This window comes from Streptomyces sp. NPDC048751 (assembly GCF_043198595.1).
GTDB lineage: Bacteria > Actinomycetota > Actinomycetes > Streptomycetales > Streptomycetaceae > Streptomyces.
Genome location: NZ_JBICUX010000019.1, coordinates 110,588 through 136,579, shown reverse-complemented (window position 1 = coordinate 136,579; position 25,992 = coordinate 110,588). Strand labels below are relative to the sequence as shown.

The 25,992-nt window shown below is 71.2% G+C and carries 21 protein-coding genes; 11 read left to right on the top strand and 10 right to left on the bottom strand.

Annotated features, from left to right (window positions below; translation table 11 throughout):
- Positions 1-2: 2 nt before the first annotated feature.
- Complete coding sequence (locus tag ACGFNV_RS40785; protein ID WP_393629949.1) at positions 3-557, bottom strand: NuoB/complex I 20 kDa subunit family protein; 555 nt, start codon at positions 555-557, stop codon at positions 3-5.
- 712 nt (positions 558-1,269) lie between these two features.
- Between ACGFNV_RS40785 and ACGFNV_RS40780 the strand changes: the two genes are divergently transcribed.
- On the top strand, positions 1,270-2,454 hold the full coding sequence (locus ACGFNV_RS40780; RefSeq protein WP_393629947.1) for a type III polyketide synthase: 1,185 nt from the start codon (positions 1,270-1,272) through the stop codon (positions 2,452-2,454).
- A gap of 169 nt (positions 2,455-2,623) precedes the next feature.
- Here ACGFNV_RS40780 and ACGFNV_RS40775 read toward each other — a convergent pair whose 3' ends face one another.
- Together ACGFNV_RS40775 and pgm are read right to left on the bottom strand one after the other, a co-directional pair.
- Complete coding sequence (locus ACGFNV_RS40775; protein ID WP_393629945.1) at positions 2,624-4,786, bottom strand: SpoIIE family protein phosphatase; 2,163 nt, start codon at positions 4,784-4,786, stop codon at positions 2,624-2,626.
- A gap of 227 nt (positions 4,787-5,013) precedes the next feature.
- On the bottom strand, positions 5,014-6,654 hold the full coding sequence (gene pgm, locus ACGFNV_RS40770; RefSeq protein ID WP_393629944.1) for a phosphoglucomutase (alpha-D-glucose-1,6-bisphosphate-dependent): 1,641 nt from the start codon (positions 6,652-6,654) through the stop codon (positions 5,014-5,016).
- A 112-nt stretch (positions 6,655-6,766) separates the two neighbouring features.
- Between pgm and ACGFNV_RS40765 the strand changes: the two genes are divergently transcribed.
- Positions 6,767-7,459, top strand: a complete 693-nt coding sequence (locus ACGFNV_RS40765; protein ID WP_393629943.1) for a class I SAM-dependent methyltransferase — start codon at positions 6,767-6,769, stop codon at positions 7,457-7,459.
- A 188-nt stretch (positions 7,460-7,647) separates the two neighbouring features.
- Here the strand turns inward: ACGFNV_RS40765 and ACGFNV_RS40760 are convergent, their stop codons facing one another.
- Together ACGFNV_RS40760 and ACGFNV_RS40755 are read right to left on the bottom strand one after the other, a co-directional pair.
- On the bottom strand, positions 7,648-9,084 hold the full coding sequence (locus tag ACGFNV_RS40760) for a DEAD/DEAH box helicase (RefSeq protein WP_393629942.1): 1,437 nt from the start codon (positions 9,082-9,084) through the stop codon (positions 7,648-7,650).
- A 177-nt stretch (positions 9,085-9,261) separates the two neighbouring features.
- The gene (locus ACGFNV_RS40755) at positions 9,262-9,684 is read right to left on the bottom strand and encodes a secondary thiamine-phosphate synthase enzyme YjbQ (RefSeq protein WP_393629941.1); all 423 of its coding nucleotides are present in this window, start codon (positions 9,682-9,684) and stop codon (positions 9,262-9,264) included.
- A gap of 118 nt (positions 9,685-9,802) precedes the next feature.
- Between ACGFNV_RS40755 and ACGFNV_RS40750 the strand changes: the two genes are divergently transcribed.
- From ACGFNV_RS40750 to ACGFNV_RS40730, 5 genes are all read left to right on the top strand, one after another.
- Complete coding sequence (locus ACGFNV_RS40750) at positions 9,803-9,904, top strand: putative leader peptide (RefSeq protein WP_393629940.1); 102 nt, start codon at positions 9,803-9,805, stop codon at positions 9,902-9,904.
- A gap of 139 nt (positions 9,905-10,043) precedes the next feature.
- The gene (locus ACGFNV_RS40745; RefSeq protein ID WP_393629939.1) at positions 10,044-10,946 is read left to right on the top strand and encodes an ABC transporter permease; all 903 of its coding nucleotides are present in this window, start codon (positions 10,044-10,046) and stop codon (positions 10,944-10,946) included.
- Positions 10,919-11,686 carry an ABC transporter ATP-binding protein gene (locus ACGFNV_RS40740; RefSeq protein WP_393629938.1) on the top strand — a complete coding sequence of 256 codons (768 nt, stop codon included), beginning with the start codon at positions 10,919-10,921 and terminating at the stop codon, positions 11,684-11,686. Before ACGFNV_RS40745 ends, ACGFNV_RS40740 begins: the two co-directional genes overlap by 28 nt.
- Before the next feature lie 52 nt (positions 11,687-11,738).
- Positions 11,739-12,770 (top strand): aliphatic sulfonate ABC transporter substrate-binding protein, encoded by a 1,032-nt coding sequence (locus ACGFNV_RS40735; RefSeq protein WP_393629937.1) that lies wholly within the window; start codon positions 11,739-11,741, stop codon positions 12,768-12,770.
- A gap of 47 nt (positions 12,771-12,817) precedes the next feature.
- Entirely contained in the window at positions 12,818-13,894 is a 1,077-nt protein-coding gene (locus ACGFNV_RS40730; RefSeq protein WP_393629936.1) for an NAD(P)-binding domain-containing protein, read from the top strand.
- A gap of 30 nt (positions 13,895-13,924) precedes the next feature.
- On the opposite strand, the gene mltG is transcribed toward ACGFNV_RS40730, so the two are convergent.
- The gene (gene mltG / locus ACGFNV_RS40725) at positions 13,925-14,776 is read right to left on the bottom strand and encodes an endolytic transglycosylase MltG (protein WP_393629934.1); all 852 of its coding nucleotides are present in this window, start codon (positions 14,774-14,776) and stop codon (positions 13,925-13,927) included.
- Between the two features lie 43 nt (positions 14,777-14,819).
- Positions 14,820-16,622: an ABC transporter ATP-binding protein gene (locus ACGFNV_RS40720; RefSeq protein WP_393629933.1), complete on the bottom strand. Its 1,803-nt coding sequence runs from the start codon at positions 16,620-16,622 to the stop codon at positions 14,820-14,822.
- 94 nt (positions 16,623-16,716) lie between these two features.
- Between ACGFNV_RS40720 and ACGFNV_RS40715 the strand changes: the two genes are divergently transcribed.
- A complete protein-coding gene (locus ACGFNV_RS40715) occupies positions 16,717-17,166 on the top strand; it encodes a MarR family winged helix-turn-helix transcriptional regulator (RefSeq protein WP_393629931.1) in 450 nt (149 codons plus the stop codon).
- Positions 17,167-17,250: 84 nt separating this feature from the next.
- Here the strand turns inward: ACGFNV_RS40715 and ACGFNV_RS40710 are convergent, their stop codons facing one another.
- The 3 genes from ACGFNV_RS40710 to ACGFNV_RS40700 form a co-directional block, all read right to left on the bottom strand.
- On the bottom strand, positions 17,251-18,687 hold the full coding sequence (locus tag ACGFNV_RS40710) for a cation:dicarboxylate symporter family transporter (RefSeq protein WP_393629929.1): 1,437 nt from the start codon (positions 18,685-18,687) through the stop codon (positions 17,251-17,253).
- A gap of 189 nt (positions 18,688-18,876) precedes the next feature.
- Positions 18,877-20,505, bottom strand: coding sequence for a peptide-N4-asparagine amidase (locus ACGFNV_RS40705; protein WP_393629928.1), 1,629 nt, complete (start codon positions 20,503-20,505; stop codon positions 18,877-18,879).
- A 57-nt stretch (positions 20,506-20,562) separates the two neighbouring features.
- A complete protein-coding gene (locus ACGFNV_RS40700) occupies positions 20,563-21,291 on the bottom strand; it encodes a L,D-transpeptidase family protein (RefSeq protein ID WP_393629927.1) in 729 nt (242 codons plus the stop codon).
- Positions 21,292-21,481: 190 nt separating this feature from the next.
- Between ACGFNV_RS40700 and ACGFNV_RS40695 the strand changes: the two genes are divergently transcribed.
- The 3 genes from ACGFNV_RS40695 to ACGFNV_RS40685 all read left to right on the top strand — a co-directional run bounded on the left by ACGFNV_RS40695 (position 21,482) and on the right by ACGFNV_RS40685 (position 25,956).
- A complete protein-coding gene (locus ACGFNV_RS40695) occupies positions 21,482-23,332 on the top strand; it encodes an ABC transporter transmembrane domain-containing protein (protein ID WP_393629925.1) in 1,851 nt (616 codons plus the stop codon).
- Positions 23,329-25,110, top strand: coding sequence for an ABC transporter ATP-binding protein (locus tag ACGFNV_RS40690; RefSeq protein WP_393629923.1), 1,782 nt, complete (start codon positions 23,329-23,331; stop codon positions 25,108-25,110). The genes ACGFNV_RS40695 and ACGFNV_RS40690 overlap by 4 nt, the downstream gene beginning before the upstream one ends.
- A gap of 375 nt (positions 25,111-25,485) precedes the next feature.
- Positions 25,486-25,956, top strand: a complete 471-nt coding sequence (locus ACGFNV_RS40685; RefSeq protein ID WP_393629921.1) for a DUF5709 domain-containing protein — start codon at positions 25,486-25,488, stop codon at positions 25,954-25,956.
- Positions 25,957-25,992 lie beyond the last annotated feature (36 nt).

Sequence of the window (25,992 nt, the reverse complement as noted above, 5' to 3'; positions counted from 1 at the left end):
GGTCAACGCAGGAGCCCCTTCATCTCGATGGTCGGGAGCGCCTTGAGCGCTGCTTCCTCGGCCTCGCGGGCCGCTTCCTCCGCGTTGACCCCGAGCTTCGAGTTCTGGATCTTGTGATGGAGCTTGAGGATCGCGTCCATCAGCATCTCGGGGCGGGGCGGGCAGCCAGGTAGGTAGATGTCGACAGGAACGATGTGGTCGACGCCCTGGACGATCGCGTAGTTGTTGAACATGCCGCCCGAGGAGGCGCACACGCCCATGGAGATGACCCACTTGGGGTTCGGCATCTGGTCGTAGATCTGCCGCAGGACGGGCGCCATCTTCTGGCTGACCCGGCCGGCGACGATCATCAGGTCGGCCTGGCGCGGTGAGCCGCGGAAGACCTCCATGCCGAACCGTGCGAGGTCGTACCGGCCCGCGCCGGCCGCCATTAACTCGAAGGCGCAGCAGGCGAGGCCGAACGTCGCGGGGAAGACGGACGCCTTCCGCACCCAGCCCGAGGCCTGTTCGACGGTGGTCAGCAGGAATCCGCTCGGCAGTTTCTCTTCGAGTCCCATGGGGGTCCCTCAGTCCTTCCAGTCCGTTGGTGCCGTTCCAGACCGTCGCGCCAGACCTACGCGTGACCGACGGCGGAGAGCGCAAAGAGCAGCGTCTCCACGAGCCCTGGCAGCTTCAGCGAGCCGAAGGTGAGCCCGGACGGGCGATCTCGCCGTCGAAGACGACCGAGAGCATCGCCGTCAGGCAGCACTTGATCGGGAGGCGTCGCCGCCGACAGGTGCGGAAGTGAGCTCGATGCCGCACTCGTCGCTTCAAGTTCTGCCTGGTCGAACCGTTCGGTGGGACGCGCACGGGGAAGAGGGCGAACGTCGCCTGGGGGCTCCGAGCACGAGGACGGGTGCGTAGCTGTTCACGCCCCTGGCCTCCCTTCCAGTCGTCCTTGACCGATGGACCGCACAACATGTGAGGCAGTTCACAAGCTCGAGCGGGTGCATCATAAGCACGGTCGGCTGTGATCTGCGACATACGATCCGGCATCCCGTTTGTGACCTTCACCACCTGACGGTGGATCACCAGTGCGTGTCGGCCCAGTCGATGACGGCACGTCAGGCGAGACCTGTGGAACCGCCCCGAGGGCCCCTGTTCAGCGGTGTGCGCCGCGTCACGCAGCCAAGGGCTGTCCAAGTCATCCACATCACAGCGGAAATATCCGTATAGCACCCATGCTCAAGACGAACATCCCTGCTTGTCCCCCAGGAAAGGTGCCGCATCGTGGCCGCTTACCTCTGTCCTCCTGCCGTCATACATGGCGAGCACGCCGTGGAGACCAGCCAGATCGTTGCGGAGGTGCGTGACCGGCATCCGCATGCGGCGTGGGCGCCGCGGATCGACGGCATCGCGGCCAGTACGGGCATCGACACCCGCGGGTGGATGCTGCCGCTGAAGGCCGCCGTCGCGCCCGGCAACGGCGACGGCCCGCCCGCTGTCGGCATCGGACCGGCCCAAGAGGTGCTGGCACGCGACGGGTTCACCCAGCAGGACGTGGAACGGGTGATCGCCGCTCTGGAGGCGATACCCGCGCCGCAGACCATCCAGGAGCGCACCGCTCCGGCCTGGGCGGCCGTGCAGTCCTACGGGGAGCGTGCGGCGCGAGGGGCCCTGCAGATCGCCGGGCTGGACGCCGCGGACGTCGACTGCCTGATCACCAGTCACTCCACCACCCCGGCACTGCCGGGTCTGGACATCTCCCTGGCCAACAGACTCTCCCTCCGCGGCGACGTGACGCTGCTGCCGGCCACGCAGTGGGCCTGTGTCGCGGGGACCCGCTCCCTGGCACTGGCGGCGGACCTCGTGGCCGCGGACCCCGACCGGGTGGTCCTCGTCGTCATCGCGGAGGCGCTGAGCACGACCTACCAGCCCGCGGACGACACCCTCGAGTCCCTGATCGTCCGGTTGCTGTTCGCGGACACCGCGGTCGCCGCGGTGGTCACCGGCCGCCCGCGGCCCGAGTCGGTGCTGCGGCTGGACGCCGCCTGGCACCACACCCTGCCCGGCACCCAGGACCTGCACCGCCTGGAGACGCGGGCGGACGGCACCCACTTCGTGATGGACCGGCGCGGGCCGCGCGCCGTGCAGGAGACGGTGACCGCGATGTGGGAGTGGCTGCGCGTCCGCTACCAGGACGACCCCGGCTCCTGGCACCCCGACGTGCTGCTGGCGCACCCCGGCGGGACCCGGGTGCTGGAGTACATGGAGCAGACGATGCCCGACACGTGGCCGTCGGGACTGCTGGACTACAGCCGGGACAGCTACACCAGCGGCAACCGTGGCGGCGCCGCCGTGTTCGACATCCTGCGGCGGGCGCACGATGCCGGGCAGGACTCGGGCAGTCGCGCCGTCCTGTACGCGGCGGCACCGGGCCTCACCGCCACCGCCCTGGAAGGGGAGTGGTTGTAGTGGGAGCCCGCGCCACGGTACAGGCGACCGGCGGTCCGCAGCACCGGTCACCCCACCGGTACCGCTGAGGACCGCCCTCCGTACCGTCCGTGGCGCCGGCTGACGCGCACGCCGCCCGCACCCTCGCCGCGCTCCCGTAGGCCGGCGGCGTCACCGCCTCGTAGCCGCGTCACCTCGCGACTTCCGTCCAGACCACCTTGCCGGTGTCCGTCCACCTCACCCCCCACCGGGTGGTGAGCCCGTGCACGATGTGCAGGCCACGACCGCCGTCGTCGAGGAGGCCGCCCCGGCTCAGACGTGGCCTGCCGTTGCCGGTGTCACCCACCTCGCACAGCAGGCCGTGGCCGGTCCTGATCAGCCGTACCGTGACGGGACCGGTGGCGAAGCGCACCGCGTTCGTGACGAGCTCGCTGATCAACAGCGACACGTTGTCCCGGGTCTCGTCCCTGGTGCGCCAGCGCCGCAGCAACGCGGAGACCTGGGCGCGGGCACGGGCGGGTGCGTCGTCGCGGGCGGGCAGCCGCCAGGTCGCGGTGTCCCCCTTGCGGTAGCCGATCATGCGCGCGAGCAGCAGGGTCACGTCGTCGCGCTGGCGCACGGGCGCCAGCGCGGATGCAACGCGCCGTGCGGCCTGCTGCAGGGAGTCCCAGGGGTGCACCGTGGACACGGTCTCCGCCAGTCGGCCGATGCCCTCGTCGATCGACAGGGCCGGATCCTCCACCAGGCCGTCGGTGTAGAGGGCGAGCAGGGTGCCCGGAGGCGCCTCGAACGTGTGCACGTCGAAGGGCTCCCGCAGCGCGAACTCGGTGCCGAGACCGGGGTGGGGGCGGACGGCGAGCGGGCTCGCGTGCCCGTCCGGCGACACCAGGACCGGGGGCAGGTGGCCGGCGCTGGACAGCGTCACGTGGTGACTGACCGGGTCGTAGAGGGCGATGCAGCAGGTCGACCCGAGGGCGCTGTAGCCGGCCGTCAGCCCGGACTCCGCGTCGTCCAGCAGCGTCACGGTCTCGTCCAGGTGCTCCAGAACCTCGTCGGGCGCCAGCCCCGCCGACAGCAGCGCGCGGGCCTCCATGCTCAGCTGGCCCATGGTCGCCGCGGCTCCCAGGCCGTGCCCGACGACGTCACCGACCACCAGCGCGGTACGGCCGTCCGCCAGGGGAAAGCTGTTCACCCAGTCGCCGCCGACGCCCGCGCTGTCGGGGGTGGCGGGCTGGTAGACACTGGCCACCTCGACGGTGTCGCCGCCGGTCCGGGGCAGCAGCCGACGCTGCAACGCCAGGACCTGCGTGTGCTCTCGCTGGTGCTGGCGGGCCAGGTCGACGTGATGGGCCGTCCTGGCCACCAGTTCTTGCAGGTCCAGCAACTCGCTGTCGCGGAAGGGGCAGTCCGCCCGCCGCCAGACCTCCGCCACGCCCAGGACGACGGGCGGCGCGCCGTGCAGGACCAGCGGTATGCACGCCACCCCCACCGACCGGTCACCGGGCACCAGAGCACGCACCACTCGCGGACTGCCGAGTACCCGCTCGACCGTCTTCCGGTCGGGGATGACGATCGTCTGGGGAGCATCGTCCCGCCGTACCGCCTGCGCCAGCAGACGACTCGCGTCGCTGGGGAGATCGTCCCCCGGAGTCACGTAGCCGTCGGGCCACGCGCGGTCCGGCACCAGGGCCGCCCGCCGTAGCCGGATGCGCCCCTGTGCCCGCCCGGTGACTCCCTCGCCCGTCCACACGGCGAAGTCGAGGTCGACGGCGCCCACGTCTCCCCACGCCAGCAGGGACTCCGCCAGTGACTGCGCGGTCTCCCCGATGTCCAGCGAGGTGCCGATCGCGGTCTCGGCGGCGTACAGGTGCAGCCTCCTGGCCATGGCGATCAAGGAGACGGTCAGGCCCTCCTCGGGCGCCGCGGCGGGCAGGATGCTCAGGGAGACCACCAGCTCCGACCCGTCGCCACGCTGCAGGCGCTGGATCCGGGCGACGTGCGCCTCACCGGTCTCCAGGACCTGCCGCAACCGCCGTGTGACCGTCGGTACGTCCCCGTGGGGCAGGAGATCGACGAAGGGGCTCCCGGCCACGGCGTCCAGGCCCGCGAACACGGGGGCGTCCAGGTTGCAGCGGGTGATCCTCAGATCCCTGTCCAGGTTGACCACGCCGAGGATCCGTTCCTGACCACCGGCTGCCGGGTCGTCGGGGACGCGTCGGCGGATGGTGTGGTCGCCCTGTACGTCGGCAGGACCGGCGGCCGCTGCCGCTCCGCCGCGCGGGATGTAGCGCCCCAAGGCGCTGCTGACCAGGTCGAAGGGCGACGAGGACGAGGGAGAGGGTGTGGAGTCCATGCGGCTCTCTCAGCAATCCCCGGCGCGGCGCCGGGGCCGTACTCGAACCGTGCGACGGGGCCCCGAGCTCCCTGACCGCACACCTCATTGAATAACACCGGGGGTCGCTTCGCCTACCAGTGGATCGCGCGGTCGACGCGGACCGTGAGAGAACGCCGCGGCCGGTGGGGCCGTACTCACCTCCCCCGCCGCCCCGGCGCGGGAGGTGAGTACGGCCGGATGTCGCGTCAGGCGCCGAGCGCCCCGAGCACCACGGACCTGGCCTCTTCCTGGACCTGGCGCAGATGGTCCGGGCCGAGGAACGACTCCCCGTAGATCTTGTAGACGTCCTCGGTGCCGGAAGGACGGGCAGCGAACCAGGCGTTCGCGGTGGCCACCTTGATGCCGCCGAGGGCGGCGCCGTTGCCGGGCGCCTCGGTGAGGACCGTGGTGACCGGCTCTCCGGCTAGGGTGTCGGCGGTGACCTGGCGCGGGGACAGCCTGGCGAGCAGGGCCTTCTCCTCGCGGGAGGCCGGGGCGTCGACGCGCGCGTAGGCGGGGGCGCCGAAGCGGTCGGTGAGCAGGGCGTAGTGCTGCGACGGGGTCTGGCCCGTGACCGCCGTGATCTCGGAGGCGAGCAGGGCCAGGATGATGCCGTCCTTGTCGGTGGTCCACACCGAGCCGTCGTGGCGCAGGAAGGACGCGCCCGCCGACTCCTCCCCGCCGAAGCCGAGCGTGCCGTCCGACAGACCGTCCACGAACCACTTGAAGCCGACGGGGACTTCGACCAGCGGGCGGCCGACGTCCGCCGCGACTCGGTCGATCATGCTCGACGACACCAGGGTCTTGCCGATGCCGGCCCCCTCGGGCCACTGCCTCCGGTGGGAGAACAGGTACGAAATGGCGACGGCCAGATAGTGGTTGGGGTTCATCAGGCCCGCGTCCGGCGTGACGATGCCGTGCCGGTCGGCGTCGGCGTCGTTGCCGGTGGCGATGTCGAACCGGTCGCGCTGCTCGATGAGCGAGGCCATGGCGTACGGCGAGGAGCAGTCCATGCGGATCTTGCCGTCCCAGTCGAGCGTCATGAAGCGCCAGGTGGGGTCGGTGAGCGGGTTCACCACGGTCAGGTCGAGCCCGTGCTGCTCGGCGATACGCCCCCAGTAGGCCACCGAGGCACCACCCAGCGGATCGGCGCCGACGCGCACGCCGGCGGACCGGATGGCGTCCAGGTCCAGCACGTTCGGCAGGTCGGCCACATAGGCGCCGAGGAAGTCGTGGCGGCCGGTGCCGGGGGCGGTCAGGGCGCGGCTGTAGGGGATCCGCCGTACGTCCTTCATTCCGCCGGCGATGATCTCGTTGGCGCGGTCCTGGATCCACGAGGTCGCCTCGGATCCGGCGGGACCGCCGCTCGGCGGGTTGTACTTGAAGCCGCCGTCGGCGGGCGGGTTGTGCGAGGGGGTGACCACCACGCCGTCGGCGAGACCGGAGGTGCGCGACCGGTTGTGGGTGAGGATCGCGTGCGAGACGGCCGGGGTGGGCGTGTATCCGTCGGCCTGGTCGATGAGGACCGTCACCTCGTTCGCCGCGAAGACCTCGAGCGCCGTGATCCTGGCGGGCTCCGACAGGGCATGGGTGTCGGCGCCGAGGAAGAGGGGGCCGTCGGTGCCCTGGGCGGCGCGGTACTCGCAGATGGCCTGGCTGGTGGCTGCGATGTGGTCCTCGTTGAACGCCGCCACGAGAGACGAGCCGCGGTGTCCCGAGGTGCCGAACGCCACCCGCTGCCCCGGTTCGGCCGGGTCGGGGTGCAGCGCGTAGTACGCCGTGACCAGGCGCGCCACGTCGATGAGGTCCTCGGGCCCGGCGACCTGCCCCGCTCGCGCGTCCTGCATTTCCCGCTCCTCAACAAGGTCGACCGTTGGGTACGGCCCTCATTCTCCCCCGCGCGGGCCACCGGGACGCGCACCGGGCCGCCGTTGTGGCACGCGTGCGGAGGGTGCGACGATGCGGGCCGACGAGCGAAGGGACACCGACGTGAGGCACGACGACGTGAGTCACGAGGACCGACGACCGCCCGCCGCCGTGCTGTTCGACGCGCTGGGCGCCGACTACGAGAAGGCGTTCGCCCATGCCCCCGCGCACCTGTCCGCGCTGGAGTGGCTGATCGAGCGGCTGCCGCCCGCCGCGCGGACGCTGGACGTGGGCAGCGGCACCGGGCGGCCCACCGCGGCCGCGCTCGTCGCGGCGGGGCATTCGGTGCTGGGCGTCGACGTCTCCCCCGTCATGGTCGACCTCGCCGCCCGTCAGGTCCCCGAGGCCGAGTTCCGCTGCGCCGACATCCGGGAGCTCCCGCTCGCGGCGGACTCGTTCGACGGCGTGTGCGTGTTCTTCTCGCTGCTGCAGATGACCCGGGCGGAGCAGTCGGCTCTGCTGCGGCGACTGGCCCTGGCCCTGCGGCCCGGCGGGCATCTGGTGCTGGCCACCGTGCCCGCGGACGCGGAGGACGTCGAGGTGGTCTTCATGGGCCGGCCCGTCCGTGCGACGAGCTTTGCCGAGGAGGACGTCACCGGATTGGTGGAGGCGGCGGGACTGACGGTGATGTCCCGGCACAGCACCATTTTCGCCCCGGACCACCCCGGCGCCGGGCCCGAGCCCCACCTCTTCCTGCACTGCCGCCGCGACGAGACCGGAAGCTGAGGATCAGGCGAGCCGGACACGCGTGCATCTCTCGCTGGACACACGTGTACTTCTCGGGGTCGCAGCGGCTGAGGACCAACGGACGCCGGCCTCGGCAAGAGCGCCGGAGGCTCGTCCGCCGGCTTCGCCGTGCCGTCCGCCGACAGGGCGATCAGGGTTCGCGGCGGTACGAGGGCACCGCTGCCGACCTATGCGCCACGACGGACCCGGGCGGCCTTGCGGGCCTCGGCGATCTGACGGGCCTCAGCAGACCGGCGGGACTCACCGCCGCCGCTCCGCCCCGGGCGGGTGCCCAGACCGCGGAAGGGGGCGCCGCCGCGCTTGGGGCGCTCCGCGACCGGTCCGCTGCCGCCGACGGGGACACCCGAGGGAGCCTGGGCGCCGGTGATGCGGCTCAGCTCGGCCTCGCCGGAGCGGACCTGCGTGACCTGCGGCCTGATGCCTGCGTCGGCCATGAGACGGGCCACGTCCTTGCGCTGATCGGGGAGGACCAGCGTCACGACACTGCCGGACTCGCCGGCGCGGGCGGTACGGCCACCGCGGTGCAGGTAGTCCTTGTGGTCGCTGGGCGGATCGACGTTGACGACGAGATCGAGATCGTCGACGTGGATGCCCCGGGCCGCGACGTTGGTGGCCACCAGCGTCGTCACGTCACCGGTCTTGAACTGTGCCAGGGTGCGGGTGCGCTGGGGCTGGGACTTGCCGCCGTGCAGCGACGCGGCCTTCACACCACTGCTCAGCAGGTGCTTGGTGAACTGGTCGACAGCGTGCTTGGTGTCCAGGAACATGATCACGCGCCCCTCGCGGGCAGCGATCTCGGTGGCGGTGGCGTACTTGTCGGCGCCGTGCACCTGCAGCACGTGATGCTCCATCGTGGTGACCGCCCCCGCCGACGGATCGACCGAATGGACCACCGGGTCATGGAGGTAACGACGGACCAGGAGGTCGATGTTGCGGTCCAGAGTGGCCGAGAACAGCATGCGCTGCCCGTCGGGACGTACCTGGTCCAGCAGTTCGGTGACCTGCGGCATGAAACCCATGTCCGCCATCTGGTCGGCCTCGTCCAGGACGGTGATGTTCACCCGGTCCAGGCGGCAGTCCTTGCGCTCGACGAGATCCGCGAGGCGGCCAGGAGTCGCGACGACCACCTCGGCCCCGGTACGCAGTGCGCCGGCCTGCCTGCCGATCGACAGGCCGCCGACCACAGTGGCCAGCCGCAGCTTCAGCAACCGGGCGTACGGGTCGAGCACATCGGTGACCTGCTGGGCCAACTCGCGCGTGGGGACGAGGATCAGGGCCAGCGGCTTCCGCGACTCGGCACGCCGCCCGGCCGTACGCACGAGAAGCGCCAGGCCGAAGGCGAGCGTCTTGCCCGATCCGGTGCGCCCGCGGCCCAGGACGTCTCGCCCTGCGAGGGAGTTCGGCAAGGTGGCGGCCTGGATCGGGAACGGCTTGTTCAGGCCGCGGCTGGTCAGCATCTCCAGCAACTCGACGGGCATGTCCAGTTCACCGAATGTCACAGCGGCGGGAAGTGCCGGGGTGACGGTAACCGGCGGCGCGAACTCCCCCTGTGGCGTGCGGGACCCGTGCCCGGTGCGGTCGTTCGTGCGAGCTGAACGGCTCATGGAGAACCTTCCTCGACAGGGCGCGCATCGAGGAATTCCCGACAGGAATGAGCCGGACAAATTGCCAGAACGAGCCGAATGTGCATCTGAAAGAATTTTAGCGGGACACAGAGAGCAGTGAGCTCGGGCCCCCGAGTGGGCCTGTACGGATGGCTCAGCGGATGACTCCGCGCCGCTTCAGCCCAGGAACGACAGGCGGACCGTCCGGTTCGGATTGTCCCTGTTCGTATCCACCAGGCACACCGACTGCCACGTGCCCAACTCCAGGCGTCCGTCGATGACCGGCAGGGTCGCATGGGGTGGGACGAGGGCCGGGAGGACGTGGTCGCGGCCGTGGCCGGGGCTGCCGTGGCGATGCTGCCAGCGGTCGTCGGCGGGCAGGAGGGTGTGCAGGGCGGCGAGGAGGTCGTCGTCGCTGCCGGCGCCCGTCTCGATGATCGCCACGCCGGTGGTCGCGTGCGGCGTGAAGACGTTCAGCAGTCCGTCGCGACCCGCGGCCGCCTCCCGCAGGAAGGCCTCGCAGTCACGGGTGAGGTCCACGATCCTCTCCGAGGAGCCGGTGGAGACGTTCAGGACTCGGGTGGTGAAGGCATCTGACATGCCCCCATCCTGACCCATCCGCCCAGTTTCACACCCGATACCGCACACCCGACCGAACGCTCGCCCCCTGGTACGAGGGGTCCATCCTGCGAGACGCCGTTGACCATGAGCACGCCGAATGACTACGTTCGGCGGCATGTTGCGTTCAGCCCTGCTCACCACGCGCGGTCACATCGACCTGCTGCGGGTGACCTCCGCCGCGTGTCGCCGCGGCTGCTGACGCCTCTTCACCTCTCTCCTCCCTTCGCGCGCCCGCGCCCGCCCCACCCGCACGTCCGGACCGGCCCCACACCTCCGTGACGCGGCGACGCACAGGCGCGCCTCCCCCCTCCGGCCGCTCTCCTCCCTGTGGAGCCCCCATGAGCATCAGCCATGCCCCACCCGACTCGACCGGGTCCGACATTTCCCCTATTTCCGCCTCCAAGACCACCGAGGTCGAGGCCGACGGCCAGTCCTCACCCGACCTCGAACGCCTCGTCCCCAGCTCCTCCCGCCGCACCCGTGTTCCCCGCTGGCTGCGCCGCACCAGCGGCCCGCTCCTGCTCCTCGCGCTGTGGCAACTCCTCAGCAGCACCGGTGCGTTGACGCCGGACGTACTGGCCTCGCCGGGCCGGATCGCCGAGGTGGCGCGGGACCTGCTCTCGGACGGATCCCTGACCGAGGCGATGACCACCTCGCTCCAGCGCGTCGCCGTCGGCCTGCTGCTCGGCACGGTCGTCGGCACCACACTCGCCCTCGTCTCCGGCCTGTTCCGGATCGGCGAGGACCTCGTGGACGCGCCCGTACAGATGCTGCGGACCGTTCCCTTCGTGGGCCTCATCCCGCTGTTCATCATCTGGTTCGGTATCGGGGAGGCCCCGAAGGTCGCCATCATCACCCTCGGCGTGACCTTCCCGCTCTACCTCAACGTCTACGCCGGCATCCGCGGCGTCGACTCCCAACTGATCGAGGCCGGGGAGTCCCTCGGGCTGTCGCGCTGGGGACTCGTACGGCATGTCGTCCTGCCGGGCGCGCTGCCGAGCGCCATGACCGGCCTGCGCTACTCGCTCGGCATCGCCTGGCTCGCGCTGGTCTTCGCCGAGCAGGTCAACGCCGACTCCGGCATCGGCTTCCTCATGGTGCAGGCGCGGGACTTCCTGCGGACCGACGTGATCATGGTCTGCCTGATCGTCTACGCCTTCCTCGGCCTGCTCGCCGACTTCATCGTCCGCTCCCTCGAAAGGCTGCTGCTGCAATGGCGACCGACGTTCACCGGCCGTTGAGCCCCGAAGCGGGCGCCGTGGGCGTGCCGCAGGCCGTGCACGTGGAGGGGCTGACCCGCTCCTTCGACGGACGTGCCGTCATCGACGACCTCCGACTCGACGTCCGCCCGGGCGAGTTCGTGGCGCTGCTCGGCCGCAGCGGCTGCGGCAAGTCGACGCTGCTGCGCGTCCTTGCGGGGCTCGACCGCGACATCGAGGGCACCGTGCTGGTGCCGCGCCGCAAGGCCGTCGCCTTCCAGGCACCCCGGCTGATGCCGTGGAAGAAGGTGTGGCGCAACGTCGTGCTCGGTCTGCCGGGCAGGCCGGGGCGTTCCGTCGCCGAGCAGGCCCTCACCGAGGTCGGCCTCGGCCACCGCTGCGACGCCTGGCCCAAGACCCTCTCCGGCGGCGAGGCCCAGCGCGCCTCCCTGGCCCGCGCTCTGGTGCGCGAGCCCGATCTGCTGCTGCTCGACGAGCCGTTCGGCGCGCTCGACGCGCTGACCCGCATCAAGGCCCAGCGTCTGGTGGGCGAGTTGTGGCAGCGCCGCGGCTGCGCCGTACTGCTGGTCACGCACGACGTCGAGGAGGCGGTCCTGCTCGCCGACCGTGTCCTCGTGATGGACGGCGGTGTCATCGCGCACGAGCAGGAGATCGACCTCGACCGCCCGCGCGACATCGCCGCCCCCCGGTTCGCCGAACTGCGCGCCGGTCTCCTGGAGCGCCTGGGCGTCGACACCGCCGCCGAGGCCGAGGCCGCCTGATCCCCCCCTTCTCCCCCGGGCACCACAGCAACACCACAGAACGGATCCCCTCATGCGACGACGCCTCGCCCCCGCCGCCCTGCTCCTTCCCTTCGCCCTCGTGCTCACCGCCTGCGGCGGCAACTCGGCGGCGAACACCTCGACGGGCGGCGGCACCGACGGCAAGGGCTCGCTCACGCTCGACGTCGGTGACCAGAAGGGTGGTTCGGAGGCCATCCTGCGGGCCGCCGGCGAACTCAAGAACCTCGATTACAAGATCAAGTGGTCCACGTTCACCTCGGGCCCGCCCCTCCTCGAAGCGGTCAACGCCAAGGCCGTCGACATCGGCGGCGTCGGCAACACCCCGCCGGTCTTCGCGGCCGGGGCCAACTCCAGGATCTCGGTGGTGGCCGCCTGGCACGGCACGTCCAAGGGCGACGCCATCCTCGTACCCAACGACTCGAAGCTGAAGGACCCCGGGCAGCTCAAGGGCAGGTCCATCGCCGTGGCGCAGGGCTCCTCCGCGCACTACCAGCTGGTCGCCAGCCTGAAGAAGGCCGGGCTGACTTTCGACGACGTCAAGGTGAAGTACCTCCAGCCCGCCGACGCGCTGGCCGCGTTCACGTCCGGCAAGGTGGACGCGTGGGCGGTGTGGGACCCGTACACCTCGCAGGTGCTCGAGGCCAAGCAGGGCCGCGTGCTCACCACCGGTGACGGCATCACCAACGGCCTCACCTTCCAGGTGGCGTCGCCCGACGCGCTGAAGAACAAGAAGAAGTCCGCCGCCGTCAAGGACTACCTGAACCGGCTGCGCCGCGCCTACGCCTGGGTGTACGACCACCCCGAGGAGTGGGCCAAGGTGTGGGCCGAGGACACGGGGCTGCCGTACGAGTCGGCGCTGGCCGCGGTGAAGCGCACCCTCGCCTCCCGTGTTCCGGTCGCGGTCGACAGGCCGCTCATCGCCTCCGAGCAGGAGATCGCGGACACCTTCACAAGCCTGAAGCTGATCCCGCGCAAGGTGGACTTCGGGGACTTCGTCGACACCCGCTACAACGGCGACCTGCCGCCGTCCACGACCGCTCCGCGCGTTTTCAAGGAGCAGTGACCTGACCGTGCGGGAAGCTCCATGACCTCGCCACTGTTAGTAGAAACGTGAACGACATGGGCGAGGTCGAGGTGGTGGTCACAGGCGCTGGGCAGGCGGGTCTGTCCAGCGCCTATCACCTGCGGCGCAGCGGCTTTGAACCGGAGCGCGACTTCGTGGTCCTCGACCATTCCCCCGCCCCGGGCGGCGCCTGGCAGTTCCGGTGGCCGTCGCTGACGTACGGCAAGGTCCACGGGATGCACTCCCTGCCCGGCATGGAGCTCACGGGTGCGGACGCCGGGCGGCCGTCGTCCGAGGTCATCGCCGCGTACTTCGATACCTACGAGCGCACCTTCGACCTGCGGGTGCGACGGCCGGTCGACGTGCGGGCCGTGCGGGAGGGCCCCGAGGGGCGGTTGCTCGTCGAGACGTCCGCCGGTGTGTGGGCGACACGGGCGCTGATCAACGCGACCGGCACCTGGGACCGGCCGTTCTGGCCGCGCTATCCGGGTCAGGAGACGTTCCGCGGACGACAGTTGCACACCGCGCAGTATCCGGGGCCCGAGGCGTTCGCCGGGCAGCGGGTGATCGTGGTGGGCGGCGGCGCCTCCGGCACCCAGCATCTCCTGGAGCTCGCCCCTTACGCGGCCGCCACCACCTGGGTGACGCGTCGCCCGCCCGTCTTCCGCGAGGGCCCCTTCGACGAGGGCGCGGGCCGTGCCGCGGTCGCCCTGGTGGAGGAGCGGGTCCGCCAGGGTCTGGCACCCCGGAGCGTCGTCTCGGTGACCGGGCTGCCCCTGAACGACGCGATCCGGCAGGGGCTGGAGAACGGGGTCCTCGACCGGCAGCCCATGTTCGACCGGATCACGCCCGCCGGTGTGGAGTGGAGCGACGGTCGGCGGGTCGACGCCGATGTCATCTTGTGGGCGACCGGTTTCCGGGCCGCCATCGACCATCTGGCACCGCTACGGCTGCGCGAGCAGGGCGGCGGCATCCGGCTCGACGGGACCCGCGCGGTCGCCGATCCACGGGTCCATCTGGTGGGCTACGGCCCGTCGGCCAGCACCATCGGTGCCAACCGCGCCGGGCGCTCGGCTGTGCGGGACATCAGGCGACTGCTGACCGAGGAGACCGTCGCGGCCTGAGCCTCCGGCTGGGTACGCCGGTCGGCCGGGTCAGCCGGCGGACACCGACGCGGTCTGCGCGGTCTGCTGGTTGCGGTTGAACTCGGCGACGTTGCGCTCGTGCTCCGCGTAGTCGGCCGTGAAGCGTGTGTCGCCCGGTTTGACCGTGACGAAGTACAGCCAGTCGCCCGGGGTCGGGCTGATCGCGGCGCGCAGGGCGTCCTCGCCGGGGCTGTCGATCGGGGTGGGGGGCAGGCCCATGCGCTGGTAGGAGTTGTAGGGGCTGTCGATCCGGGTGTCGGCCTCCGTCGTGCGCAGTGTGCTGCGGTTGAGGGCGTAGTTGATGGTGGAGTCCATCTGGAGCGGCATGCCGCGCTCCAGCCGGTTGAAGACGACTCGGGCCACCTTCCCCATGTCGGCCTTGGTGGCGGCCTCGGCCTGGACGAGGCTCGCGATGGTGACGGCCTGGTAGACGTTCATCGCGTTGCGCTGGGCGCCGGCGGCGATCGGGGCCTTGTGGAACTTGGCGTTCGCGGTGTCGACCATGGCCTTCAGCAGGGACTCGGGCGTCGCCTTCGCGCCGAGCGGGTACGTCGCCGGGAAGAGGTAGCCCTCCGGGTTGCCCTCGGCGTCGTTGGGGAGCCTGAGGCCGGCCCGCTCCAGCGACTTCTTGGCGGTGCCCGAGGGCAGTTCGAGCACCTTGTCGACGGCTTCGTAGATCTGCCCGGCCCGCCATCCCTCCGGGATCACCAGGGTGGTGGGCTTGGCCTGCTCCTGGTGGTCCAGCATCAGCAGCGGCACCGCCACGGCGGTGCCGGCCACGACGGCGCCGGCCAGGACGAGGGCGAAACGGCCCCGGCGCGTCAGTCGAATCGTGCTCCGTGGCGGAGTGTTCATCTGCATGCGGGCACGGTAACCCGCATATCGTCACAAACCCGGCATATCTTCAGCTTGTCGACTCGAGTTGGGCGTCCCGGCGTACGAGGCCCGCGTACCGCCCGTTCCGCTCCAACAGCTCCTCGTGCGTGCCGCGTTCGACCGCGCGTCCGGAGTCGAGGACCACGATCTGGTCGGCGCTCCGAACGGTGGAGAGGCGGTGGGCGATGGTGAGCGTGGTCCGGTTGGCCGACAGCGCGTCGATGGCCTCCTGGACGGCCGCTTCGGTGCGGGTGTCGAGGGCGCTGGTCGCCTCGTCGAGGATCAGCACCGGCGGATCGCGCAGGATCGTCCGCGCGATCGCCAGGCGTTGCTTCTCGCCGCCGGAGAAGCGGTGGCCGCGCTCACCGACGACCGTGTCGTAGCCGTCGGGCAGGGAGGCGATGTGGTCGTGGATCTGCGCCGCGCGCGCCGCGGTGTACAGCTCCTCGTCGGTGGCGTCCGGCTTGGCGAAGCGCAGGTTGTCGGCGACCGAGGCGTGGAAGAGGTACGTCTCCTGCGAGACCACGCCGACCGCACGCGCGAGGGTGTCGAAGTCCAGGTCGCGCACGTCGAAGCCGTCGAGGGTGACCCGGCCGCCCGTGACGTCGTACAGCCGGGGCACGAGGTGGCCCAGCGTGGACTTGCCCGCGCCGGTCGGGCCGACGATCGCGAGGCTGCCGCCCGCCGGGACGGTGATGTCGATGCCGTCGAGGACGGGGCTGCCCTTGCCGTCGTAGCGGAACTCGACGTTCTCGAAGCGGACCTCGCCCTTGACCTGGTCGAGGTGGACCGGGTCCGGCCGCTCGGTGATGTCGATCGGCAGGTCGAGGTACTCGAAGATGCGCTGGAAGAGGGCGAGCGAGGTCTGGATCTGGACGCCGGTCGACAGCAGGCCGACCGCCGGGCGGAACAGGCCCTGCTGGAGGGAGACGAAAGCGACGATGGTGCCGAGGGAGACGTCCGGGCCGCCGAGCCGGAGGGCCATGCCCGCGGCCCAGTAGATGACGGCCGGCATGGCGGACATGACGATCCCGATGACGGCCATGCGCCAGCGGCCGGCCATGTTCGACCTCACCTCGAGGTCGACCAGACGCTCGGACTCCTCGCCGAAGGACCGCGTGAGGGAGTCGGAGCGGCCCATGGTGCGGCCGAGGAGGATGCCGCTGACCGAGAGCGACTCGGTGACGGTGGCGGCCATGGCGGCCATCTGCTTCTGGCGCTGGGTGGTGATCCTCTTGCGTTCGTTGCCGACGCGGCGGCTGATCCACACGAAGACCGGCAGCAGGAGCAGCGAGACGACCGTCAGGCGCCAGTCGAGGGCGACCATCGCGATGATCGTGGCGACCACGCTGGTGAAGTTGGAGACCAGCGAGGTGGCGGTGGAGGTGACGGTTGCCTGCATGCCGCCGATGTCGTTGGCGATGCGGGACTGCACCTCGCCGGTACGCGTGCGCGTGAAGAACGCGAGCGACATGCGCTGCAGGCGGTCGTAGACCGCGGTGCGCAGGTCGTGCATGACGCGTTGGCCGACCGTTGTGGAGATCAGGGTCTGCAGGACCCCGAAGACGCCGGCGAGGACGGCGCTGAGGATCATGCCGAGGGCCAGCAGGCTCAGCAGGCCGGTGCGCCCCTCGGGGATCGCGACGTCGAGGGTCTCCTTCAGCAGGAAGGGCGTGGCCACCGAGACCAGCGACGAGGCGCCGACGAGCAGACCGACGACCGCGAGCCGGCCGCGATAGGGGCGGAAGAGCTTCAGGATGCGCCGCACCTGCCGGGGTTGCTCCGCGGTGTCGGCGGGTGGTGTCCAACGGGGTTCTCGATCGGGATGCATGGGCTCCTACGGGGAGTGAGAGGACGAAGTCTGGCGGAGCTTAGCTCATTGTTACCTATACTCACAATGAACGGCATCCTGATATTGTTCCCGCATGACCACCGCCGATCCCGACGGCATGCTCGCCGAGCAACTGCTGCGGTTCACGCGCCGCGTACATCGCATCCAGAAGCGGCACATCGAGCAGTGCGGCCTGGGCGTCACCCCGGCCCAGTCCCGGCTGTTGCGCACGCTGGCGCACTACGGTTCCCCGCCCCGCATGGCCGACCTCGCCGAGCGCCTGGAGGTGGTCCCCAGGGCGGTGACCTCCCTGGTGGACGGGCTGGAGGCGGGCGGCAGGGTGCGCCGGGTGCCCGATCCGACCAACCGCCGGGTGATCCGGATCGAGCTCACCGACGACGGCCGCAAGGCCCTGCGGGAGCTGCGCGGTGCGCGACGGTCCGCCGCGCGTGAGATCCTCGCGCCGTTGACGGACGACCAGCGGGAGGTGTTCGGCGCGTTGCTGGACACGCTGATCGACGGGGTGCCCTTGCGAGGTTGTTGAGGTTCCCCTTCAGGCGAATGGCCGTGCGCCCCCCACTCCGGACCGTCGGAGCGGGGGCGCACGGCCGTTGTGACGAGGCCTCGATCAACCGACCTCGGGAGCGGGCTCCTTGGCGGGTTGCTGGGCGGGCTGGGCCGGGATCCCGTCCACCGGCGCGGTCGTCGACGCGGGCGCCTCGGGCTTCGTGACCCCGACGGTGGCTTCCGGCTCGTCCGCGTCCGGCACGAACTCGATCTCCCTGTTCAGCATCTTCTTCGCCTGTGCGGTGTCCAGCGCTCCCTCCCAGCGGGAGACGGCGAGCACGGCCACGCAGTTGCCGAGCAGGTTGGTGACGACGCGCATCGAGTCCATGATGCGGTCCACACCGAGGAGCAGGGCGACGGCGCCGGCCGGGATGGCCCCGAGCGAGGTGGCGGTCGCCGACAGGGCGAGGAAGGCCGAGCCGGGGATGCCCGCCATGCCCTTGCTGGTGAGCATCAGCACGAGGATCACGGTGATCTGCTGGCCCAGGCTGAGGTCCACACCCACGGCCTGGGCGATGAACAGGGTGCCGATGGACAGGTAGAGCGAGGCGCCGTCGAGGTTGAAGGAGTAGCCGGTCGGCAGCACCAGACCCACGGCGTCGTCGCGGGCGCCCGCCTTGCGCAGCTTCTGCATCACGCGCGGCATGACGGCCTCGGTGGAGGCGGTGCCGAGCGCGAGCAGCATCTCCTCACGGATGTAGCGCAGGAACTTCCACAGGCTCAGCCCGGTGACGATCCGCAGGGCGACGGCGAGCAGCGCGATGAACAGCGCGGCTGCCACGTAGCACAGGATGATCAGCTTGGCGTACGTCTCGATCACACCGAGCCCGTACTGACCGATCAGGACGGCCATCGCGCCGAACACCGCGATCGGGGCCAGGCGCATCACGAAGCCGACGATCGCGAAGATGATCTCCTGGGCCTGTTCGATGGCGGGCAGCACCTGCGGCACCTTGGTGTGGCCGAGGTGCAGCAGGGCGGCGCCCACCAGACAGGCCAGGATGAGCACCTGGAGCAGGGAGTTCTCCGCGAAGGCACCGATGAAACTCGTGGGCAGCGCGTTCAGGGCGAACTCCGTCGTCGACGGCAGCGAACCGCCGCCCGTCTTCGCATCGACCGCCGAGGCGTCGAGCGTGGACGGATCGACGTTCATCCCCGAGCCCGGCTGGACGACGTTGGCAGCGAGGAGGCCGATGATCAGGGCGAGCGTGCTCGCGACCTCGAACCAGATCAGGGCCTTGAGCCCGATCCGGCCGAACGCCTTCAGATCACCGGCCTTGGCGATGCCGACGACGACCACACAGAACACGAGCGGCGAGATGATCGTCTTGATGAGCCGGGTGAAACCGTCGCCGAGCGGCTGAAGGTCCGTGGCCACACCGGGCCACAACTTCCCGAAGACGATGCCGAGCACGAGCGCGCAGGCGACCTGCGTGAAGAGAGAGGTACGCAGCAAGCGTGCGAGGCGTCGCGGCAGAGAGGGGACGGACTGCGGCACGAGCACTCCTAGAGGGACGTGGAGCACAGAAGCCCGGGGAGACTTCTGCGATACGGAAAGCGGCTTCCGCTGAAGGCCACTCTGGTGGCTTTCTTGATCCTGCGGAAGACCCCTGCGTTGCATCCGTGTAAATCCGTCACGAGTGGTGCACGGCACACAACCGCCTCAGCAGTCCGCCCCCAGCCGGTCTCAGCAGCCCCTTCGGTCTTCGGTGAGCACCCCCTGAACGGTGGTCAGCGAGCGGTCGTAACAGCCCGCCGAGCCGTACAGCCGGTAGTGCTCGCTCGTCGTACCGACCGCGTGCCGCTGGTCCCTGGGCACGTTCACCGTGAAGGTCGCGTCGCCGGTGTAGGTGTCGTCGAGCCGCGACCACGCGGTGCGCCGTTGCCCGCGCGCCTCGACGACGGCGGCGCGGTCCCCGAGGGTCAGCACGGTGCGCAGCCGGTCGTCCGCGCCCACCGTGGTCGTGCCGTTCATGGTGTACGTCCGCTGGGTGCGCGTCGTGCGGGCCGGTCCGCGTCCGTCGACGGTGACCGACTCGTCGTCCGTCCATCTGGCGTCGAGACCGTCGAGGTTCTCACCGTCCGTCCAGCGGTGCACGGACGAACTCGCCAGGGTTCGTGCGACGGTGGTCGTCACCCGTCCGTGAGAGGTGTCGAGGTATCCGGCGACGGTCAGCCGGTGGCCGCCCTCGGTGTCCAGGCGGTGTTCCGTGCCTGGCGTGTACGCAGAGGAGTTGGCGAGGCCGCTCGCCCGCAGCTCGGTGAGCCCACCGGTGACGTGGGCCTTCTTCGCGTCCTGCCAGACGAGGACGTTGACGGGCGCGCTCCAGCCGCTCTGTCCCGTGGGCACGCCGACGACGGAGACCTCGACGCGGTGCGCGCGGCCGTCGTTGAGGATTCCGGCGAACGGCGTCAGGTCGTACTCGATCGGCTTGATGTCGAAGGCGCGCGGACCCGGAACGACGTACCAGAGGAAGGGATTCGACCAGCCGCCCGTCCACACGTGCGGGAAGGGCGCCGCGATGCCGGCGAGCCGGCCGTCGACCTTGATCTGCACTTCACGGTAGGGACCGTCGTCGGCCTGGCAGGAGTACGGCGCCTCCTTGGGCACCGCCAGATACCAGTACTCCTCGCAGCCGCCGCCGGAGCCGGTCGCGTACACCTCGGCGACGACGCGCTCGCTGTTGCGCGGGGTGGTGACGGTCGAGTCGCCGGCGAGGGTGAGGACGCGGTCGGGTGCCGCGGCCCGTCTCCCCTCGTAGAAGGTGAGCGTGACCTTGACGTCGATCACCCCGGTGTACGTGTCGTCGACGACGTTGCCGATGAGCATCTCCACGTCGTGGCCGGCGCGGAAGGTGTCGCTGTAGCGCGTGACGTCCTTCTCGACGGACCACTCGATGCCGTCCGGCGAGGGCTCCGGCGTCGACGTGCGGAAGATCTCCACCCCGCCGACGTGCAGATACCCGAGCCGGTCGAACTGCCGCCCCTTGACCTTGCCGTCGAGCCGCAGCACGACCTTGCTCCAGCGGTCACCGCATCCCTCGGGCGGGGTGTAGGCGCCCTTGTACGGCGTGAAGTCCCGGAACTGCGCCTCGGCGACGGTGACCTGGCAGGACTTCCCGGCGGGCCGGGTGACGGGCGGGGCGGCGGTGACGGGGTCATGCCAGTCACTCCCGAACTCCGCGGGAACGTCCGCAGATCGGCCCGGCGCGCCGAGGCCCCGGTCCGGGGCCGCCTGCGCGGGGCCCGTCCCTAGAAGGGTGCCCGCCAGGAGGGTCGCTCCTGCGAGCATGGACATGATGATCCGGCTTCTCATGGCCGGTGTTCTACGGGGAGTCGGGCACCCTCCGCAATGACGCCTCCCTCGATGTCCCTAGGCGTTCAGGTCGTCCCTGTCTCCCATGACCACCACGGGATGACGGTCGGGGTCGAGCGTGCGCAACAGGTACTCCATCGCCGGCTTGGACAGGCTGACGCAGGCCGACGTACCGCTGCCGTGGTCGAGGTGGAGCCAGATGCTGCCGCCCTTCTCCTCTCCGTCGGGGCGGGTCGGGTCGTTCGGCGGGGTGCCCTTGACCCGGTTGTAGTCGATGGCGATGACGTAGTCGAAGTCGTGCCAGTGGGAGGGGGCCCATGAGCGCGGGGCCGCGAAGGAGGCGGAGCGTGTGTACGGCAGTCGCGCGCCGGGGTCGGCGAGCACGCCGCCCGCGTCGCTGAGCGTGAACACGCCGACGGGGCTGCGCTTGTCGCCTTCGCGGTGGTCGGTCGTCCAGCCCTTCTTGCCGTTGTGCGCGGGCCAACTGCGGGTCCGCTCCCAGGCGGTGCCGTCCTTCGTGTACAGCACGACCGTCGCGTTCGCGGAGTTCCTGCCGTCGCCGTAGACCGCCACGACCTGGCGGGAATCGGCCGGGATCCGGCGCTGCAACCGGTCCCCGACATCCGGGACGCGGGTCGGATCGCCGCTGGTCGTGCGGGCGGGGCGGGCGGCCTTGGAGCCGCCGCCGGCCACCGCTCCCCCTCCGCCGCACGCGGCCAGCGACGCCGAGAGGGTTCCGAGGGCCGTCATCGCGACCAGAGCATGCCGTACTCCACGACTCCGCATCGGTCCATGGTGGCATCTCCTGACGGACCGTAGCCGGATCGTGGCGGTGCCGCGGAAAACGGGTTGATTTTGACCACCCTGCGACGCGAACCTTTCACGGTTTGTTGCCGCCGATCGCCATGCGCTCGGCGCTGTCCGCTGCCTCCTTTCGCCTCCCCCACCCTTCCCTGACACGAGCCACTGGGACGACATGCAGATCCACGACCTTCCGTATCCCGACCCGGGTGTGCCGGACGTGCGCTCGGGGCCCCGATTCCTCTGGTGGCTCGGCCGGAACCAGCTGGGCGGTCAGTTGAAGTCACTGGCCTGGGGCCTGCTGCACTTCCTCTCCGTCTCCGCTCAGCCGTTCTGCGTCGGGTTCGCCATCCAGGCCGTCGTCGACCGCTCGGGCAGCCGGCTCGCCCTCGCGGGCGGGCTGATGGCCCTGCTCGGCGCCGGTATCGCCATCGGTGACACCTTCCTGCACCGTGCCGCCGTCACCAACTGGATCACCGCGGCGGCCCGCGTCCAGCAGCTGCTCGCCCGCAAGGCATCCCGGCTCGGCTCGGCGCTGACCCGGCGCGTCGCGGCCGGCGAGGTCGTGGCCGTCTCCACGGGTGACGTCGAGAAGATCGGCTGGTTCGTCGAGGCCGTCTCGCGCTTCACCGCCGCCGCGCTGACCGTCGTGCTGGTCTGCGTCGGTCTGGCCGTCTACCAGCCGACGCTCGGACTGGTGGTCGCCGTGGGCCTGCCCGTGCTGGCGCTCGCGGTGCTGCCCCTGCTGCCCCGCGCGACCCGCCGTGCCGACGTCCAGCGCGAGAAGGCGGGCTATGCCACGGAACTCGCCTCCGACACCGTCGCCGGCCTGCGCGTGCTGCGTGGCATCGGCGGCGAGGAACTGTTCCTCGACCGCTACCGCCGTGCCTCCCAGGAGGTCCGCCGCGCCGCCGTGCGCAGCGCCCGCATGTGGTCGCTGATCTCGGCCATCCAGGTGCTGCTGCCCGGGCTGCTGCTCGTCTCGGTCGTCTGGTACGGCGTCCACCTGGCCCACGAGGGCCGCATCACCGTGGGCGAGCTGGTCACCGTCTACAGCTCGGTCATGGTGCTGACCTACCCGTTGCGGCACTTCGAGGAGATCGCCATGGCGTACTCCTTCTCCCGCCCGTCGGCCAAGCGGGCGGCCCGGGTGCTGTCGCTGGAGCGGGCGACGGACGCCGACGGATCTCGCGCGGCCGACACGCCCTCCGGGGATCTGTACGACCCAGTCACCGGTCTGCTCGCGCCCACCGGCCGGCTCACCGCCGTGGTGTGCGGCGACCCGGACGCGGCGGGGCGGCTCGCCGAACGGCTGGGCGGCCACCCCACGGAGGACGGTCCGTCGGTACTGCTCGGCGGCGTCCCGCTGGACGAACTGCCGCTGGACTGCGCACGGTCGGCCGTCCTCGTGCAGGACAAGGATCCCGTGCTGCTCTCCGGCACCCTGCGCGAACTGCTCGACGTGCCCGCCTCGGGCGACGTCGCCGCCGAGGACGCGCTCGCGGCCGCGCAGTGCGGGGACGTCCTGGAGGCGCTCGTCCAGGGGTCGGTCGACGCCGAGGACCCGATGGACGCCCGCATCACAGAACGTGGGCGGTCCCTGTCGGGCGGCCAGCGCCAACGTCTGGCCCTGGCCCGGTCGCTGATCACCGACCCGCGGGTGCTCGTCCTGGACGAGCCGACCTCCGCCGTCGACTCGCACACCGAGGCACGGATCGCGACCGGCGTGCGGGACCTTCGGGCGGGGCGCACGACGGTCGTGTTCACCTCCTCACCGCTGCTCCTGGACCGCGCGGACCGCGTCGTCCTCGTGCACGAGGGTGAGGTCGCCGCGGTGGGCGTGCACCGTGAACTGCTGCACGAGGACCACCGGTACCGGGCCGTGGTGACACGCGAGACCGAGGAGGAGGTCGCGCTGCATGGCGAGGCAGGCGCGTCGCGAGACGAGGAGGTCGCACTGCGCGGCGAGGGTGCCGCCCTCAACGGTGTGTTGAAGGAACTGGAAGAAATCGAGGAGACAGCATGATCGGCGTGGCGCCACCGGAATACGACCCGGCCGCCCCCACCACGGCGAACACCCTGCCCGTGGGCGCCCCCACGACCGTACGCGCCTACGTGGGCGAGCTGCTGCGTCGGCACCGCCGTGCCTTCCTGCTCCTCGTCGCCGTCAACACGGCCGCCACGGTCGCCTCCATGGTGGGCCCGTGGCTGCTGGGCGACCTCGTCGAGCGTGTGTCGGACGGTGCCCGGGAGCTCCACCTGGAGTTCACCGTCACGCTGTTCGTGCTCGCGCTGATCGTGCAGGCCGCGTTCGTACGGCAGGTGCGGCTGCGCGGGGCGATGCTCGGTGAGCGGATGCTGGCCGACCTGCGCGAGGACTTCCTCGTACGGTCGGTCCGGCTGCCACCGGGTGCCCTGGAGCGGGCCGGCACGGGCGACCTGCTCTCCCGGATCACCACCGACATCGACCGGCTCGCCAACGCGATGCGTGAGGCCGTGCCGCAGCTGACCATCGGCGTGATGTGGGCGGGACTGCTGCTCGGCGGACTCGTCGTCATGGCGCCGCCGCTCGCCCCCGCCGTGCTGGTGGCCGTACCGCTGCTGGTGGTCGGCTGCCGCTGGTACTTCAAGCGGGCCCCGGCCGGCTACCGCTCGGAGGCCGCCGGATACGCCGCCGTGGCCGCCGCCCTCGCGGAGACGGTCGACGCCGGGCGCACCGTCGAGGCCCACCGCCTCGGCGACCGTCGCGTCGAGCTGTCGGAGCTGCGGATCCGGCAGTGGACGGCCTGGGAGCGCTACACCCTCTGGCTGCGGTCGGTGCTGTTCCCGGTCATCAACATCGTCCATGTGACGGTCCTCGGCTCCGTCCTCATGCTCGGCGGCGCCTTCGTCCTCCAGGGCTGGATCGATGTCGGTCAGCTGACGACCGGCGCGTTGCTCGCGCAGATGCTCGTCGACCCGGTGAACCTGATCCTGCGCTGGTACGACGAGCTCCAGGTGGCGCAGGTGTCGCTGGCCCGGCTGGTCGGGGTCCGCGACATCGAACCCGACGCCGGGGACGACACGCTGGCGCCCGACGGACGCGAGGTGCTCGCGGAGCGGGTCCACTTCGGCTACCGCGAGGGCGTGGACGTGCTGCGAAAGGTGTCCCTGGAGGTCGCCCCCGGCACCCGGCTGGCGCTGGTCGGCCCCTCGGGCGCGGGCAAGTCGACGCTGGGCCGACTGCTCGCCGGGATCTACGCGCCCCGCGACGGACGCGTAGTTCTCGGCGGTGCGGAACTGTCCCGGATGCCGGCGGAGCGGGTCCGTTCGCACGTCGCCCTGGTCAACCAGGAGCACCACGTCTTCGTGGGTTCCCTGCGCGACAACCTCCGCCTCGCCCGCGGTGACGCGGAGGACGCCGAGCTGTGGGCGGCGCTGGGCGCGGTCGACGCGGACGACTGGGCGCGGGCTCTCGACGACGGCCTGGACACCGAGGTCGGCTCCGGCGGGGTCGCCCTCACACCGGCCCAGGCCCAGCAGATCGCGCTGGCCCGACTGGTGCTGGCCGACCCGCACACACTGGTCCTGGACGAAGCGACCTCCCTCCTCGACCCGCGCGCGGCCCGTCACCTGGAGCGGTCCCTGGCCCGCGTCCTCGACGGACGCACCGTGGTCGCCATCGCCCACCGCCTCCACACCGCCCACGACGCGGACGTCATCGCGGTCGTCGAGAACGGCCGCATCAGCGAGCTGGGCAGCCATCACGACCTCGTCGCGGCGGACGGCGCGTACGCGGCGCTGTGGAGGTCCTGGCACGGCTGACCGTGACACCGGCGAGGCCACCGTCGGCCTCATCCACGGCTCACCCGACCGGGGCCCGCCTCCCGCGAGGCGGGCCCCGCGTGCTGCCGGACACGGCGGCGGACGGTGCCCCCGCGCGGCCCGAGACCGCGGCCACGGCTCCGCCGTGCAGGTCGGGGCGGTCCGCCGTCCTTCCTCGCCGTCCGCCGTCGTGCCTTCCTTACCGTCTGCCGTTGCGCGGTCCCGATCCGGAGTGGAACGCTGGGAAGCGGCACCCGCTCGGGAAGCGTCCCGGAATGTCTCGGTTCGCGTCGCGCGCAGCCGGTGTCCCGTGCAGTCGCGGTCCGGCGCAGACCGCGGCCGGTACGGGCCCGTCCCCACCCCCTGGAGGTACCCGTGAACAGCGCCGACGGATGGGGAGACGACGTGTACCAGCCCGACGCCTCCGAGGTTCAGGACGACGCGGGGCTGCTGGACGCCGAGGACACGCTTGACAACGACGGTGTCGACGACCCGCTGGACCGCGGCTGGTCCCCTCCGGAGCGGCCCTGGGCCGTGGAGCACTCCGGTGTGACGGCGTCGGAGCGCCGACAGGGCGAGACCCTCGACCAGCGGCTCGCCGAGGAGCTTCCGGACCTCACCGCCCCCGACGGGGACGGCATCGGCGATGTCGACGGCACCGACGGCGAAGCGCTGGACAACGAGGTCGGCGCCGCCCGCTCCGGTCGACTCGTGGCTCCCGACGAGGGCGTGCACGAGGACGACGAGGCTGCGCTGGTCGCCACCGACGTCGGCATCGACGGCGCCGCCGCCTCCGCCGAGGAGGCCGCGGTGCACATCGTCGACGGGGACGCCCTCTCCGGCTGATCCCTGCTTCCCGGGCCCGTCGCCGCCCCTGCCCCC